Raw genomic sequence first — 15405 nt, forward strand, 5'->3', positions numbered from 1 at the left:
CTACATCGGCTTCTTCAGGCATGTTTCCAACAGTAGCACGTAGCACTGTATGGTTGCGGGGACGGGAGGTGATCGCTGTGTCGGAAGCGCTGCTGAAGATCGGCGAACTCGCCGCACGGGCGGGCGTGAGCATCCGCACCGTCGACTACTACACGACGCTGGGCCTGATCAGCCCCGCCCAGCGCACCGCCTCCAACTACCGCCTTTACCGCGCGGACGACGTGGAACGCATCCATCTCGTACAACGCCTGGAGGTCCACGGTCTTCCCCTGGAGGACATCGCCCGCGCGTTCGCCGCGGGTCCGGCCGACACGGCGGCGGTGCTGGGGCAGATCGACACGGACCTGCGCACGCTGCAGGAGTGCGCGGACGCGGCCTCGCCGGAGATGCACGGACTGCTGTCGGTGATCGCCAACCGGGTGCACTCGCTGATCACCATCGCCTTGCAACTCCCGCCGGACCTCCCGATGTAGCTAGGGTCGGAGTGACCACCGAGCAGGAGGCGCCTGTGGGACTTCGCAGCGAGCAGTGGTACGCCGGTGACGACCGCAACGCCTACATCCACCGCGCCTGGATGCGCCGCGGCACCCCCGACGACGCGTTCCGAAGGCCGCAGATCGCCATCGCCAACAGCGCCTCCGACCTCACGCCGTGCAACGCGCATCTGAACGAGGTCGCGCAGTCCGTCTCCAACGGCGTCTACGAGGCGGGTGGTAACCCGCTCAACCTGCCCGTCGTGTCGCTGGGCGAGACCAACGTCCGCCCCACCGCGATGCTGTGGCGCAACATGGCCGCGATGGCCGCCGAGGAGATGCTGCGCGCCAACCCCGTGGACGGAGTGGTGCTGCTCGGCGGGTGCGACAAGACGATCCCGGCGCTGCTGATGGCCGCCGCGTCCGTCGACGTTCCCGCCGTGGTGCTGCCGGGCGGGCCGATGCTGACCGGCACGTTCCGCGGCACTCCCCTGGGCTGCGGCACGGACGTGTGGCGGCTGTCGGAGGAGGTGCGGGCGGGCACGTTGTCGCAGGAGGCCTTCAACCGCTCCGAGTCGGCGATGATCCGCAGCCGCGGCCACTGCAACACGATGGGCACGGCGTCGACGATGGCGTTGGTGGCGGAAGCCCTCGGCACGGTGGTCCCCGGAGTGGCGGGCACGCCGGCGCCGGACAGCCGGCTCCTCGAAGCCTCGCACGGCACCGGGAAGCTCGTCGTGGAACTGGTCGAGAAGGACCGCAGGCCCAGCACGTTCCTCACGAAGGCGAGCTTCCACAACGCGATCGTGGCGCTGGCGGCGATCGGCGGGTCGACCAACGCCGTGGTGCACCTGCTCGCCATCGCCGGACGCCTCGGCGTCGACCTGACGCTGGACGACTTCGACCGCGTCGGCTCCGGTGTGCCGCTCCTGGTGGACCTCCAGCCCGCCGGCCGGTTCCTGATGGAGGACTTCCACCGCGCGGGCGGACTCCTGGCGGTGCTGCGGGAGGTGCGCGACCTGCTCGACCCCGAGGGCGTCACGGTGACCGGACGGCCGCTCGTCGAGCACCTCGACGACGCGCCGATCTGGGACCCCGAGGTGATCCGCACCAGGACCGAGCCGATCATCACCGAGGGCGGGATCGCGGTGCTGCGCGGCAACCTCGCGCCGTCCGGGGCGTTGATCAAACCGGCGGCCGCGTCCGCGCACCTGTTGCAGCACCGCGGCAGGGCCGTGGTGTTCGACAGCATCGAGGACTTCCACGCCCGCGTGGACGATCCCGACCTCGACGTGGACGCGGACTCCGTGCTGGTGCTGCGCGGGTGCGGGCCGCGCGGCTATCCGGGCATGCCGGAGGTGTCGAACATGCCGTTGCCGAAGAAGCTGCTGGAGCAGGGCGTGCGCGACATGGTCCGCATCTGCGACGGGCGCATGAGCGGCACCGCGTACGGCACGGTGGTCCTGCACGTGGCACCGGAAGCGGCGGCGGGCGGGCCACTCGGGCTCGTCCGGACCGGCGACGTCATCGTGCTGGACGTGGCGAACCGGCGGATCGACGTGGAGGCGCCGGACTTCCTCCAGCGCTCCCCCAGCACGGCGATGGCCGAGGCGTTCGCGGCACCGAAGCGCGGCTGGGAACGGCTCTACGTCGACCACGTGCTGGGCGCGGACACCGGAGCCGACCTGGACTTCCTGCTCGGCTCCAGCGGCAGCGAGGTAACGCGCGAATCGCACTGAGCAACCGCCCGAACCCACCCTCACGTTTTCCTGCCGCACGCGGGGCCCTCGCGTGCGGGCAGCGCGAACGAAAGCTCCCCGCGTGCACTCCGGCAACGTGAAACGCGCTCGTGAAGCGAGTGCGACCACCCGGCAACGTGAAACGCGCTCGTGAGGCGAGTGCGCTCACGGACAGGACGTTCGGCCGAGTGCTTAGTGCGAGTGGTCGTGCTCCTCGACGTGTCCCGCGTCGTGCACATGCGTGTGTGAGTGCGTCGAACCGCCGTGCGCGTGGGTGTGCTCGTGCTCCACGTGATCGTGGGCGTGCTCGCCATGCGGGTGCGTGTGAGTTACGTCGCCGTGGGTGTGTTCGTGAGTGTGTACGCCGCTGGTCATGGCGGAGATGCTGGCACGCCCCTGACCTGCGCGCAGTGGTGCCAGGTATTGCTTGTTGCAAGTTTCTTGCTGTTAGCTGCTCCCGGCAAGACGGACTTCCGGGGAGGAACTGCATGCGGCGAGTGGCTTGGGTGGCCCTGGTTCTGCTGGCGGGGTGCACCTCACCCGACGGCGAGACGACCGCTTCGGCCACGTCGATCGTGATCGGCGCGGGCGGTGAACCGGAGAACCTCAACCCCGTGCTCGGCTACGCCCCCGACGGCGCGGCCAAGATCTTCGACGGGCTCGTGACGCGCGACGCGTCGCTGGCGCTGAAACCCGCACTGGCGACCGAACTGCCGACGGCCTCGGCGGACGGTCTGAAGTGGACCGCGAAGCTGCGCGAGGACGTCACGTTCTCCGACGGCACCCCGCTCACCGCCGAGGACGTCGTGTTCACCTACCGGTCCGTGGTGGACAAGAAGGTCAACTCCACGATCGCCTCCCGGTTCGACGCACTGGCCGACGTCAAAGCCGTCGACCCGGCCACCGTCGAGTTCACGCTCTCCTACCCGTACGCGCCTTTCGCCCAGCAACTCGCGCTCGGCATCGTGCCCGCCGCGAAGCTCACCGGGCAGGACATCAACACCGCCGCGTTCAACACCGCACCGGTCGGCACCGGCCCGTACACCGTCGCCGAGTGGCGCAAGGGTGACCGGATGGTGTTGCAGGCCAACGAGAAGTACTGGGGCGGCGCGCCCGCGATCAAGTCCGTGACCGTCGTGTTCGTGCCCGACGACAACGCGCGCGCGACCCGCATGGCCGCCGGAGAGTTCGACGGCACGGTGCTGCCGCCCAAGCTCGCCCAGACCTACCGCGACCGGTCCGGGTACAAGATCGTGCAGAACCCGTCGGCCGACTACCGCGGTCTCGGCATCCCGTCCGAGCTGCCGCTCACGTCGTCGCCGCAGGTCCGGCGCGCGATCAACCTCGGCATCAACCGCCAGGCCATGATCGACGCCGTGCTGGCCGGGTCCGGCAAGCCCGCCTCCACGCCGATCTCGCCGTACCTGAAGGACTGGTACGACGAGGGTTCGGCGTTCACCTACGACGTCGCCGAGGCGGAGAGGCTGCTCGACGAGGCCGGCTGGCGCAAGGGCGCGGACGGCAAGCGCGCCAAGGACGGTCAGCCCGCCCGGTTGCCGGTGCTCTACCCCGCCCCGGACGTGCTGCGCAAGGAACTCGCGCTGGCCACGGCGTCCGACATCGCGAAGCTCGGCATCGACGCGCCCGTCGAGGCCACGACGTTCGAGATCATGCTGCAACGCCGGAAGGAAGCGGCTTCGGTCTGGGGTGGCGGCGACCCGTACGACCCCGACACCGCCGCGTACACGTTGCTGCACTCGCGTTACGCGGGCCAGCAGGGTTACGTGAACATGACGCTGTACAAGAACTCCACTGTGGACACCGCACTCGACACCGCGCGCCGCAGCCTCGACCCGGCCGCCCGCAAGAAGGCCTACGACGAGTTCCAGCAGGCGTACTCGGCCGACCCCGCGTGGGCGTTCCTGGTGTTCCTCGACCACACGTACGTCGTGCGGGACAAGTGGAACGGCCAGGAGACCCAGGTCGAGCCGCACGACCACGGCCTGGTGCACGCGGTGTGGTGGAACCTCGAGCGCTGGACCCCGAAGCCGTGACGCGGGGCAGGGCGATCGGCCGGCTCGCGCTGCGGCGGCTGGCCTTCGCGGTCCCGGTGCTGCTGGTGGTGAGCTTCGCGTTGTTCGTGCTCGCGAAGCTCAGCCCGTTCGACCCGATCGAACGCTACTTCGGCGTGCGGATCATCGGCGCCTCGCCGGAACGCGTGGCGCAGCTGCGCGAGAACTGGGGTGTCGACGAACCCGTCGTCGCGCAGTACTGGGCCTGGTTGCGGCACGCCGTCGCGGGTGACCTCGGTGACTCGTTGTCGTTGCAGCAGCCCGTGTCCGCGGTGATCGGCGACCGTCTCGGGTGGACGGTGCTGCTGGTGTCGGTCGGGTTCACGCTGGCGCTGGTGCTCGGCCTGCTGCTCGGCACGCTCGCGGCGTGGCGGCAGGGCTCCTGGCTCGACCGGTCGATCACCGGCGGCTGCTACGCCCTGGAGGCCGCGCCGGTGTTCTGGCTCGGGCTCGCGGTGCTCTACGTCTTCGCGTTGCAGCTGCGGTGGTTGCCCGGCGGTGGCGTGACCACGGGTTCCGCACCGCCGTCCGCCGGCGGGGTCGCGCTCCACATGGTGCTGCCGGTGACCGTGCTGGCGATCTCGCAGGCGCCGTGGTTCGTGCTGTTCGTGCGGCAGAACCTGCTCGAGTCGTTCACGCAGGACCACGTGATCGGGGCGCGGGCGCGCGGCCTGCCGGACCACCTGGTGGTGTCCGGGCACGCGCTGCGCACCTCGCTGCTGCCGTTCCTGACGCTGCTCGGCGCCCGGCTGCCCGAGCTGATCACCGGGGCGTTGCTGGTGGAGACCGTGTTCTCGTGGCCGGGCATCGCGCGGGCGACCGTGGAGGCGGCGCTGAACGTCGACTTCGCCCTGCTCGGCGCGCTGACCGTGATGGCGACCGGTGTGGTGCTGCTGGGCAACCTGCTGGCCGACGTCCTGTACGCCCTGGCCGACCCGAGGGTGGCGCTCGATGGCTGACCTGACCTGGCGTCCTGCCCCGCGCAGCCGCCTCACCGCCGCGTCTCCCCCGCGTTCGCCGAAGTGGCGGCTGCTGCCGTCCGCGATCGTCCTCGGGATCGTCGCGGTGGTCGTCCTGGTCGTGCCGTTGTTCGTGCAGCTCAACGAGCAGTACGTCGACCTCGCGATCGCCAACCGGCCACCGTCGGCCGCGCACCTGTTCGGCACCGACGAACTCGGCCGCGACGTCTTGCTGCGCTGCGTTTACGCGCTGCGGGTCTCGTTGACGGTCGGGGTGGTCGCGGCGGTGATCTCGGCGGTCGTCGGCACGGCGGTCGGCGCGCTGGCGGGCTCGATCGGTGGCTGGTTCGACCGCGTGCTCATGCGGGTGGTCGACGCGATCGCCTCGGTACCGCACCTGTTGCTGGGCATCGTGATCGTCGCGATCCTGCGGCCGAGCCTGCACGCCGTGATCATCTCGATCGCGCTGACGCACTGGCTCACGGCCGCCCGGATCGTGCGCTCCGAGGTGTTGTCGTTGCGCACCAGGCCGTTCATCGACGCGGCGATCGTCGGCGGTGCCACCCGGTTGCAGGTGCTCACGCGGCACCTGCTGCCGAACGTCGCCCCGCAGGTGCTGCTCGCGACGACGTTGATGGTGCCGCACGCGGTGTGGCACGAGACGGCGTTGTCGTTCCTGGGCCTCGGGCTCCCGCCGCACGCGGCCAGCATCGGCAACATGATCAACGACGCCCAGCGCTCGTTGCTGCTCGGCGGCTGGTGGATGTCGCTGGCACCGGGCCTGATGCTGATCATCACGACGCTCGCGGTGTCCGGCGTGAGCGGCGTGTGGCGGGATCGGCTGAACCCCAAGCGGCGCACGGAGTTGACGTGGTGAACCTGGAGATCGACCGGGTGTCGGTGCGGTTCGCGCTCAAAGGCGCGACCGTGCAGGCCGTGAACGACGTGTCGTTGCGGATCAGGCCGGGCGAGTGCGTGGCGCTGGTCGGCGAGAGCGGCTGCGGCAAGACCGTGCTGGCGTCGGCACTGCTCGGGTTCCTGCCCGGCAACGCGGAGACCTCCGGCAGCGCACGGCTCGGCGACGTCGACCTGCTCGCGGCGACCGACCACGAGCTGGCGACCAAGGTGCGTGGGCGGCAGATCGGTCTCATCCCGCAGAGCCCGGCGAGCCACCTGACGCCCGTGCGCACCGCCCGGTCCCAACTCGAAGAGGCCGCCCGGATTCTCGGCGGCGACGCGGACCAGGCCGCCGAACGCGCCGGTCTGCTGCCCGAACACCTCGACCGCTACCCCCACGAGCTGTCCGGCGGCATGGCCCAGCGCGTCGCGAACGCCCTGGCCCTCGTCGGCAACCCGCCGTTGCTGATCGCCGACGAACCCACCACCGGCCTCGACCGCGACCTCGTCGACGGGCTTCTGCAGGAGTTCCGCCGGCTCGTGGACGAGGGGCACGCCGTCCTGCTGATCACGCACGACCTGGCGGCGGCCCACCAGGTCGCCGACCGGATCGCGGTGATGTACGCGGGCCGGATCGTCGAGGTCGGCCCGGCGCACGAGGTGCTCGACCACGCGCGGCACCCGTACGCGCGCGGGCTCGCCAACGCGTTGCCGGAACGGGACTTCGTGCCGGTGCCCGGCCAGCCTCCCCTGCTCACCGACCTGCCGGCGGGGTGCGCGTTCGCCCCGCGTTGCGAGCAGGCCACCGCGATCTGCGAGGACCGCCCCGTGCTGACCGACGACCCGCACGCCGTCGCGTGCCACCTGCCGTGCTGAGCGGCACCGGCATCACCGCCGGCTACCGCGGCCCGGTGATCACCGACGTCAGCCTCACCGTCCACCCGGGACGGACCGTCGGGCTGGCCGGGCCGAGCGGGTCCGGCAAGTCCACTTTGGCGCGTGTGCTCGCGTTGCTGCACAAGCCGTTCGCGGGGACCGTGGAGATCGACGGCGAGACCGTCACCGGGTTCCGCTTCCGGGCCCGGCAGCGCACGAAGATCGGTGTGCTGTTCCAGCAGCCCCGGCTGTCGGTCGACCCGCGGTTCACGCTGCGCCAGGCCATCGCGGAACCGGGCGGCGACCGGGTGGACGAGCTCGCGGAGCTGGTGATGCTCACCGACGACCTGCTGGGCCGCCGTCCGCACGAGGTCAGCGACGGCCAGCTGCAACGCGCCTGCCTCGCGCGGGCGCTGGCGCTGAACCCGCGCTACCTGATCTGCGACGAGATGACGACGATGCTGGACGCCTCCACGACAGCCGCGCTGGTCGGCGTGATCCGCGACTACCAGACCCGTTCCGGCGCCGGGGTGCTCGCGATCTCGCACGACGCCACGCTGCTCGGCCGGTGGGCGGACGAGACCGTCAGACTTTGAGCACCGCGTCCACGATGACGTTGTCCCGGTAGCTGCCCGCGGCCCGGTCGAAGTCGCCGCCGCACGTCACGAGCCGCAGCTCGGACAACGACGTCGGCCCGTACACGGCCTCGGTCGGGAACGCCGTCTTGTCCGTGGTGTGCGTGCCGCTGACGACGAACGTGAGCTTGCTGCCGTCCTCGCGCTCCACCAGCACCTCGGCGCCGGGCTGCAACTCGGGCAGCCGGAAGAACACCCCCGGCCCGGTCTTCGAGTCGACGTGCCCGGCGATCACCGCGGGCCCGGCGTCCCCCGGCGCGACGCCCTTGGCGTACCACCCGGCCTTGTCCGCGCGCGTCGGCGGCTCCAGCGCCCCGGCCGAGTCGACCTCCAACGCCTCCAGCGTGGTCTCGACCCCGATCGACGGGATCGACACCGTCACCGGCTCCGGCACCTCGTCACCGCCGGGTCCCTTGACCACGTAGATCAGCGTGACCAGGACCGCCACGCCCATCAGCAGCTTGCCCTTGGCCATGTCAGCCGAACCGGAACAACCGGCCGCGCACCGAGTACATCGCCACGCCCACGATCAACGTGATGACCAGCGCGGTCAGCCAGTCCCAGCCGCCCGCCATGCCGCCGAACCCGGTCTCCTGCCCGCCGCTCGGCACGACCTCGGCGCCCTTGGCGTCGGTCCGCAGCTCGATCCGCCGCGCGTTGACCAGCAGCGAGTAGACACCGCCCGCTTCGAGCGGGGTGTCGAGCTTCGTCGAGTCCTTGCCGCGCTGGAGCACCTCCAGGGCGTCCGGGCCGGCCGGCACGAGGACGTAGCCGGTCGACGAGGTCGGCTGCACGCCGCGGTGCACCATCGTGGTGCCGCGCTGCAGGTCCGTCTCCGCGTCGCCCGCGTTGATCACCCGGATCCGCGCCTGGCCGTTCGGCGGCTGGCTGACGTCGTCCTCCAGCGTCCGCATCGAGGACGCCATGTCGATGACCGTGTACGCCTGCCCGGCGGTCGCCCGGACCGTCACGGACCGCAGCAGCGGGCTCCCCGGTTCCGACATGCGGAACTCGACGACGTGCTCGCCCGGCTCGACCCGGCGGTAGTCCCAGAGCTCGGCGAAGTCGAGGGTGCCGAGCTTCTCCCCGTCGAGGACGGCGTCGACCCGCGCCTGGTCCATCGAGAAGTGCCCGAGCCGCACGTACGTACCCGTCGCGGCCTGCGCGGGCGTGGCGCTGAGCAGCAACAACAGCACAACGGCGAGCACTCGCACGCGGACCCCTCCCCTCACCGGACGCGCTCCAACGATAACCCGCCTGATCACCGTCCGGTGAGCCTCGTGCGCCCTCCGGCGTGCGACACGGCGGCCGCGGAGGCCTCGACCGCGAGCCCGGCCGCCTCCTCCGGCCCGTCCCCACGCGTGAGGGCGAACGTCAGGGCGGCCACGAACGCGTCCCCGCCGCCGGTCGTGTCGACGACCTCGACGTCTCCCAGGGGCACGACCAGCTCTCCCCCGTCCCACACGAACACGTTGCCCACGTCGTCCACGGCGAACGCCACGAGCTCCTTGGGCATCAGCTCACGGGCGGCGCTGATCGCGTCGTCGGCCGTCCTGATGGTGCGCCCGGTCAGCAGTTCGGCCTCGCGGTGGTCGGCCCTGACGACGTCCGCGCAGGCCAGCAGCTCGTCCCTCAGCTGTTCGGACGCACCGTCGAGCACCACGCGCCCCTGGGCCGCCCGTGCCGCCGCGAGTGCCACCTCAGGCCGTTGCTGCAACTGCACCACCACGGCGCGCGCACGTTCGATGAGGTCCAACGGCAGGTCTTCCTCCCGCAGCAGCACGCCGTCCGGGAGGTCCTCCAGATAGCGCCAGCCGTCCGCGACGACGTCCACGATCAGCCCGGTGGCGCAGTCCGGCCGCACGACCACGTTGCGGGTCGCGATGCCGTCGGCGGCGGCACGGGCGATCAGCCGCGTGCCCACGTCGTCGTCCCCGACCACGCCCACCAGCGCGACGGGCGCACCGAGCTGCGCCAGCCCGGACGCGATGTTCGCGCCCTTGCCGCCGAGCACCTCCCGGCGTTGCCTCACGGGCGCCGTGCCACCGGGGCCCGGCACCTCGTCCACGACGAGCACCAGGTCCCGTGCCACCTGTCCGACCACCACGATCTCGTCCACCCAGGGGGACTACCCGCGCGAGAACCGATCCGTAACGTCCTCGCCGTCCGGCAGCACCGCGAACAGGTCCACCGGCGTCCGCTGGGACACCATCTCGCTGCGGTGCAGCCGCTTGAGCCGGTCCCTGGCCACGACGACCTGCTGGCCCGGCGCGGACAGCACGAGCACCGGCACCGCGCCCTGGGCGACGTGCGCGCCCACCCGGTCGGCGTGCCCGCGCCCGAACTTGAGCACCCTGCCGTACCGCACGAGGTAGAGCAGCGTCGTGTCGCCGCGCAGCCGCCTGAGCCTCGCCACCTCGCCCGTCTCGTCGTCGCGGCCCCAGGTGCCGTGCGACCTCGTCAGCCACCGGTACCCGGTCCAGGGCAGGCCGTGCACGTCCGTCGCGAGCACCGTCCACCCCGGCCTGGAATACTTCGCCAGGCGGATCTTCACGGTCGTCGCGGCGAGGAACTCCGAGTTCTCCCGCCAGGTGCCGTCGAGCTCCAGCCGGTGCGCGATCCTCTGCACCGCCGGGTCCGGCACCGACCTGTCGTCCAGGCACACCAGGCACCTCGTGCGCCAGCCGGCGCCGCACGACCGCGCGACCCCGCACCAGCCGCACTGCTGGATCTGCACCTCGGCACCGCCCGGCCGGTCGTGCAGGACCTTCATCTGGTCCTCCACGAGCCGCAGGCACGGCCCGCACAAAGCACACCACGCGACCTCGGTGACCTCTTTGCGCGGCAACCGGGTCATGCAGTTGATGCACTGCTTCACTGTTCACTCTCCCCCTTGCGGGAAAGCCTATTCCAGCGCCCTTCGCAGGCGCGAGGAGACGAGCGCGTGACGGGGATCGGCCACCGGGAGCAGCACGCGCAGGCGTTCGAGCACCTCGACGTCGTCCCCGCTGTCCGCGAACGACAGCAACGCGTCGAGATCTCCCCGCTCCAGCACACCCCTGCGCACCGCGGCGGCGAGGTCCACCCGTTCCTCGCGGACCACGGGCGCGTCCGACCGGGGCAGCAGATCGCCGCTGTAGTGCCGGGTGGCCCGGCCCGCGTCACCGGAGCGCAGCGCCGTCCGCACGTCCAGGAAGTCGCCGCGCACCACCGCGTCGAGCCGGTACGGCCTCGTCAACAGGACACCACCGAGCTGCGCACGCAGCCTGTGCAGCTCCGCGCGGACCGTGGTCGGGTTCCCGCGTTCACCATAGAGCAACAACGCGAGTTGTTCCGCCGTGAGTCCCTTGGGGTGCAACGCGAGCGCCGTGAGCACCTCGGCGTTGCGCAGGGTCAGGGCGAGCGGCCGCCCGTCGAGGTCGGCGTGCAGCCCGTTGAGGAAGTTCAACGTCAGCACGTGCTGCCTCGGTGCGAACTGCTTGAGGTGGTGCGTGGCGAGCTGGGCGGCGGCGGACACGAGCTGCGCGACGGCCGGGTGCATCGTCTTGAGCGGCCCGCTGACGTCGACCACGCCCAGCAGCACGCCCGTGTGGGGGTCGAGGATCGGGCTCGCCGCGCACGTCCAGCCGTGGTAGGTGCGCACGAGGTGTTCACGCGAGTGCACGGTGACGGGGCGGCCGGTCGCGAGCGCCGTGCCCATCGCGTTCGTGCCGATGACGTCCTCGCTCCAGCGCGAGCCCTCGGTGAGGTGGACGCGTTCGGCGCTGTGCCGCACCCCGTTGTCGCCCTCGCACCAGAGGATGGTGCCGCGGGTGTCGGTGACGATCATGATCGTGTCGTCCATCGACAGCGTGGCCTTCAGCAGCGGCACGGTGTGGGCGAGCGGGTGCGCGCCGCGCAGGTCCGCGATCTCGTCGCGCGCGTAGACCACCGGAGCCTCGTGCCGGTCCGGGTCGACGCGCGCGGCCAGGGAGCGCCGCCACGACTCGAAGATCACCGGACGCGCGGCACCCAGCTCGACTGGGTCCATCGGTCCAGGATGCAGGCCGCTCCGCCGCCTGAGCAAGCCTGCGGTTAGTCCGATCGGATGCAACGTGGGTGAAACGTTGCCGGTTCTACGTTCGCCGCCTGTTCGCAACGACGCGGGAGGCAGGGCGCATGGCGAAGTACGCGGCTCCAGGACAACCGGACAGCGTGGTCACGTTCCGCGACCGGTACGACCACTTCATCGGAGGCGAGTACGTGCCGCCCGCCAAGGGCCAGTACTTCGCGAACCCGACGCCGGTCACCGGTGAGGACTTCACCGAGATCGCCCGCGGCACCGCCGAGGACGTCGAACGCGCGCTGGACGCGGCCCACGGCGCCGCCCGCGCGTGGGGCAGGACGTCGGTCGCCGACCGCGCGAACGTGCTGAACAAGATCGCCGACCGGATCGAGGCCAACCTCGAGAAGCTCGCGGTCGCCGAGACCTGGGAGAACGGCAAGGCGGTGCGTGAGACGCTGGCCGCCGACCTGCCGCTCGCGGTCGACCACTTCCGCTACTTCGCGGGCGCGATCCGCGCCCAGGAGGGCGGCATCTCGCAGATCGACGAGGACCTGATCGCCTACCACTTCCACGAGCCGCTCGGCGTCGTCGGGCAGATCATCCCGTGGAACTTCCCGATCCTGATGGCGGTCTGGAAGCTCGCGCCCGCGCTGGCGGCGGGCAACGCCGTGGTGCTCAAGCCGGCCGAGCAGACCCCGGCGTCGATCCACGTCCTGATGGAACTGATCGCGGACCTGCTGCCACCGGGCGTGGTCAACATCGTCAACGGTTTCGGCGTCGAGGCGGGCAAGCCGCTCGCGTCGTCGCGGCGCGTCGCGAAGGTGGCGTTCACCGGCGAGACGACCACCGGCCGGTTGATCATGCAGTACGCCAGCGAGAACATCATCCCGGTGACGCTGGAGCTCGGCGGCAAGTCGCCCAACGTGTTCTTCGCCGACGTCGCGGCGCAGCGGGATGCCTTCTACGACAAGGCGCTCGAGGGCTTCACGATGTTCGCGCTGAACCAGGGCGAGGTCTGCACGTGCCCGTCGCGGGCGTTGGTGCAGGACGACATCTACGACTCGTTCATGGCCGACGCGGTGGAACGCACGAAGGCCATCAAGCAGGGGCACCCGCTCGACACCGAGACGATGATCGGCGCGCAGGCGTCCAACGACCAGCTCGAGAAGATCCTGTCCTACATCGACATCGGCAAGCAGGAAGGCGCGCGCGTGCTGACCGGCGGCGACCGCGCGGACCTCGGCGGCGAGCTGTCGGGCGGGTACTACGTGAACCCGACGATCTTCGAGGGCGACAACAAGATGCGGGTCTTCCAGGAGGAGATCTTCGGCCCGGTCGTCTCCGTCGCCCGCTTCTCCGACTACGACGACGCGTTGAAGACCGCCAACGACACGTTGTACGGCCTGGGCGCGGGTGTGTGGTCGCGCGACGGTTCCGTGGCGTACCGCGCGGGCCGCGACATCCAGGCGGGCCGCGTGTGGGTGAACAACTACCACGCCTACCCGGCGCACGCGGCGTTCGGCGGCTACAAGCAGTCCGGCATCGGCCGCGAGAACCACCGGATGATGCTCGACCACTACCAGCAGACCAAGAACCTGCTCGTCAGCTACTCCCAGAACGCCCTGGGCTTCTTCTGATGCCCCGCGTCGACCTGACCCCTGAGGCCGCGGACGTGCTCCGCGGCCTCAGGGCCGACCACGGCGAGTTGATGTTCCACCAGTCCGGCGGCTGCTGCGACGGCTCCGCCCCGATGTGCTACCCGCTCGGGGAGTTCCGCACCGGCGGCTCGGACGTGCACCTCGGTGATCTCTCCGTGGACGAGTTCGTCGTTCCTGTGTGGATGTCCGCGGCGCAGTTCGAGTACTGGAGCCACACGCACCTGACGATCGACGTGGTGCCCGGTCGTGGGAGCGGTTTCTCGCTGGAAGCACCGCTGGGAGTGCGTTTTCTGGTGCGCTCTCGACTGCTGACCGACGAGGAGCTCTAGTCTCTCCCGCATGACCGTCCAATGCGGATGCTGCGGAGCCGAGATCACCTCTACGGACCGCATCGACTACAGGTTGAACCGTCCGGAGCAACTGCTCGGCGTGCCGGCCGGCCGACTCGGCGCGCCCACCGGCGGCCTGCTCGTCGGACCGGACGGTGCCTCCTACCTCCGTTGCCTGCTCCCGGTTCGGCTGACCGGCGGAACCGAGATCGTGTTCGGCGCCTGGACGCAGATCAGCAAAGTCGACGCGATGTACGCGCACGCCGTGTGGGACAACGACGAGCAGTACGCGAACCTCCGCGTCTCCGGCACGTTCGCGAACGTCATCAAGCCGTGGAACGTGCTGGGCGTGGCCGTCGAGGCCGCCGTGCTCAACACCGACGAGCTGCCCTACTTCACCTCGCACCCGTTGCTGGAACGGGAATGGGACCGCGACGAGGTGCTGTGCCGCATCCGGCACCCGTTGCCCGTGCCCGTCCGCGAGACCCTCGGTGAGGTCTGGTCCATCGAACGCACCGAGGGCATGCGCTGCGTCGTGGACGGCCGCACGGTCAGGTTCACGAGCCCGGACCGCCGCGTCGCCCTCGACGTCTACGCCGACCTCACCGGCGGCAGCGTGAGCGACTTCCTCGGCGCGGTCCTCGACGGCTACCCCGCGAGCGCCGAGCACTCCGTCACGCACGACGGCCCGGAGTTGCGGCACGCGTTCTGGCTGAGCGAGGTGATCGACGGCCACGAGGAACAGGTCTTCCACGCGCACGTCGTCCGCCCTGGCACGATGATCTCCGTGAGGTGCGTCCACCGCTATCCGGCCGACCGTTCCTGGGCCCAGCACGTGCTCAACAGCGTCCGGTACGTCGGGTGACGGCCTGCGCCTGCTGCGGCGCTCTCGTGGACGAGTCCGGTGCCATCGACCTGGACCTGGGCCTGCCACCCGGTGTCACGTCGCCCTCGCTCGCGGCCGGCGGCAACGTCCTGTTCGACGGTTCCGACGCCTACGTCCGCTGCGTCCTGCCCGTGGAACTGACCGGTGACCTCGAGCTGTGGTTCGGCGCCTGGATGCAGGTGTCCCCGGACCAGGCCGAGCACGCGGCTGCCGTGTGGGACGCCCCCGGTTACGCGTCGCTGAAGTTCACCGGCACGTTCGCCCACGACCTCAAACCGTGGGACGGCCTGCGCGGCGCTCCCGTCACCGCCGAGGTCCACGAGCCGGAAGACCTCCCCGAATACGTCACCCACCCGCTGCTCGGCACGGTCGCGGACCGCGACGAGGTGCTCAGCGGGTACCTGGTGGCGTTGCCGATCTCGATCCGCCAGAGGCTGCCCGGCACGTGGAGCATCGAACGCACCGCGGGCCTCACCCCGCACGTGCTGGAGGAGGGCCTGCGCTTCGCCGGCCCGGGCCGCGCGGTCTTCGTGGACGTCCGCCGCGCGCAGGGCACCCCCGCTCAGCAGTTCCTGGAGATGGCTCTCGACGGCGCACCGGCCGTGCCTTCGTCGCAGCGGTTCCAGGAGCAGGACGGCGTGGAGCTGAGGCACGCCTTGTGGCTCGAGTCCGCGACGGGGCAGCACGAGTTCCACGGGCACGTGGCGCGATTCGGTGAGATGCTCGTCGTGACGTGCGTGCACGACGACCCCGCTGACCACGCGTGGGCGCGGCACGTGCTCAACAGCGCCCGCTTCCGGCGCGTGACGCGCTCGTAACGTCAGGGAAATCCCAAG

16 protein-coding genes are annotated in these 15405 nt (G+C 70.8%); 11 read left to right on the forward strand and 5 right to left on the reverse strand.

Translation table 11 applies throughout. The features are described from left to right. The first annotated feature begins 68 nt into the window (after positions 1-68). From QSK25_RS24680 to QSK25_RS24710, 7 genes are all read left to right on the forward strand, one after another. A complete protein-coding gene (locus tag QSK25_RS24680; protein ID WP_285641637.1) occupies positions 69-473 on the forward strand; it encodes a helix-turn-helix domain-containing protein in 405 nt (134 codons plus the stop codon). 11 nt (positions 474-484) lie between these two features. Further along, positions 485-2212, forward strand: a complete 1728-nt coding sequence (locus tag QSK25_RS24685) for a dihydroxy-acid dehydratase (RefSeq protein WP_285641639.1) — start codon at positions 485-487, stop codon at positions 2210-2212. 488 nt (positions 2213-2700) lie between these two features. Continuing rightward, positions 2701-4266, forward strand: coding sequence for an ABC transporter substrate-binding protein (locus QSK25_RS24690; RefSeq protein WP_285641641.1), 1566 nt, complete (start codon positions 2701-2703; stop codon positions 4264-4266). After that, on the forward strand, positions 4230-5243 hold the full coding sequence (locus QSK25_RS24695; protein WP_285641642.1) for an ABC transporter permease: 1014 nt from the start codon (positions 4230-4232) through the stop codon (positions 5241-5243). The genes QSK25_RS24690 and QSK25_RS24695 overlap by 37 nt, the downstream gene beginning before the upstream one ends. After that, the gene (locus QSK25_RS24700; RefSeq protein ID WP_285641644.1) at positions 5236-6120 is read left to right on the forward strand and encodes an ABC transporter permease; all 885 of its coding nucleotides are present in this window, start codon (positions 5236-5238) and stop codon (positions 6118-6120) included. The genes QSK25_RS24695 and QSK25_RS24700 overlap by 8 nt, the downstream gene beginning before the upstream one ends. Further along, a complete protein-coding gene (locus QSK25_RS24705) occupies positions 6114-7016 on the forward strand; it encodes an ABC transporter ATP-binding protein (protein ID WP_285641645.1) in 903 nt (300 codons plus the stop codon). The genes QSK25_RS24700 and QSK25_RS24705 overlap by 7 nt, the downstream gene beginning before the upstream one ends. Then, entirely contained in the window at positions 6998-7612 is a 615-nt protein-coding gene (locus QSK25_RS24710) for an ABC transporter ATP-binding protein (protein WP_285641646.1), read from the forward strand. The genes QSK25_RS24705 and QSK25_RS24710 overlap by 19 nt, the downstream gene beginning before the upstream one ends. Here QSK25_RS24710 and QSK25_RS24715 read toward each other — a convergent pair. The 5 genes from QSK25_RS24715 to QSK25_RS24735 are packed head-to-tail and all read right to left on the reverse strand — an operon-like array spanning position 7602 to position 11681. Next, on the reverse strand, positions 7602-8126 hold the full coding sequence (locus QSK25_RS24715; RefSeq protein WP_285641647.1) for a class F sortase: 525 nt from the start codon (positions 8124-8126) through the stop codon (positions 7602-7604). The genes QSK25_RS24710 and QSK25_RS24715 overlap by 11 nt on opposite strands. 1 nt (position 8127) lies before the next feature. Next, a complete protein-coding gene (locus tag QSK25_RS24720; RefSeq protein ID WP_285641648.1) occupies positions 8128-8865 on the reverse strand; it encodes a DUF4397 domain-containing protein in 738 nt (245 codons plus the stop codon). A 47-nt stretch (positions 8866-8912) separates the two neighbouring features. Continuing rightward, positions 8913-9770 (reverse strand): PfkB family carbohydrate kinase, encoded by an 858-nt coding sequence (locus QSK25_RS24725; protein WP_285641649.1) that lies wholly within the window; start codon positions 9768-9770, stop codon positions 8913-8915. Between the two features lie 9 nt (positions 9771-9779). Then, entirely contained in the window at positions 9780-10529 is a 750-nt protein-coding gene (locus QSK25_RS24730; protein ID WP_285641650.1) for a hypothetical protein, read from the reverse strand. Between the two features lie 27 nt (positions 10530-10556). Then, positions 10557-11681, reverse strand: a complete 1125-nt coding sequence (locus tag QSK25_RS24735; protein WP_285641651.1) for a GAF domain-containing protein — start codon at positions 11679-11681, stop codon at positions 10557-10559. 128 nt (positions 11682-11809) lie between these two features. Here QSK25_RS24735 and adh point away from each other — a divergent pair, with 128 nt between their 5' ends. From adh to QSK25_RS24755, 4 genes are read left to right on the forward strand one after another with little or no spacing between them, the layout of a single operon-like run. Further along, positions 11810-13333, forward strand: coding sequence for an aldehyde dehydrogenase (adh, locus tag QSK25_RS24740; RefSeq protein ID WP_285641652.1), 1524 nt, complete (start codon positions 11810-11812; stop codon positions 13331-13333). Further along, complete coding sequence (locus QSK25_RS24745) at positions 13333-13683, forward strand: DUF779 domain-containing protein (RefSeq protein ID WP_285641653.1); 351 nt, start codon at positions 13333-13335, stop codon at positions 13681-13683. Before adh ends, QSK25_RS24745 begins: the two co-directional genes overlap by 1 nt. A 10-nt stretch (positions 13684-13693) precedes the next feature. Further along, a complete protein-coding gene (locus QSK25_RS24750; RefSeq protein ID WP_285641654.1) occupies positions 13694-14548 on the forward strand; it encodes a hypothetical protein in 855 nt (284 codons plus the stop codon). Further along, on the forward strand, positions 14545-15387 hold the full coding sequence (locus QSK25_RS24755; protein ID WP_285641655.1) for a hypothetical protein: 843 nt from the start codon (positions 14545-14547) through the stop codon (positions 15385-15387). Before QSK25_RS24750 ends, QSK25_RS24755 begins: the two co-directional genes overlap by 4 nt. Positions 15388-15405 lie beyond the last annotated feature (18 nt).

It is taken from the genome of Lentzea sp. NBRC 102530, assembly GCF_030269365.1.
Classification (GTDB): Bacteria; Actinomycetota; Actinomycetes; order Mycobacteriales; family Pseudonocardiaceae; genus Lentzea.

What these genes read in the sequence shown, in the direction of transcription:
- QSK25_RS24735 (WP_285641651.1), bottom strand. Translation starts at nt 11,681, where the DNA reads ATGGACCCAGTCGAGCTGGGTGCCGCGCGTCCGGTGATCTTCGAGTCG.
- QSK25_RS24700 (WP_285641644.1), top strand. Translation starts at nt 5,236, where the DNA reads ATGGCTGACCTGACCTGGCGTCCTGCCCCGCGCAGCCGCCTCACCGCC.
- adh (WP_285641652.1), top strand. Translation starts at nt 11,810, where the DNA reads ATGGCGAAGTACGCGGCTCCAGGACAACCGGACAGCGTGGTCACGTTC.
- QSK25_RS24715 (WP_285641647.1), bottom strand. Translation starts at nt 8,126, where the DNA reads ATGGCCAAGGGCAAGCTGCTGATGGGCGTGGCGGTCCTGGTCACGCTG.
- QSK25_RS24690 (WP_285641641.1), top strand. Translation starts at nt 2,701, where the DNA reads ATGCGGCGAGTGGCTTGGGTGGCCCTGGTTCTGCTGGCGGGGTGCACC.
- QSK25_RS24745 (WP_285641653.1), top strand. Translation starts at nt 13,333, where the DNA reads ATGCCCCGCGTCGACCTGACCCCTGAGGCCGCGGACGTGCTCCGCGGC.
- QSK25_RS24750 (WP_285641654.1), top strand. Translation starts at nt 13,694, where the DNA reads ATGACCGTCCAATGCGGATGCTGCGGAGCCGAGATCACCTCTACGGAC.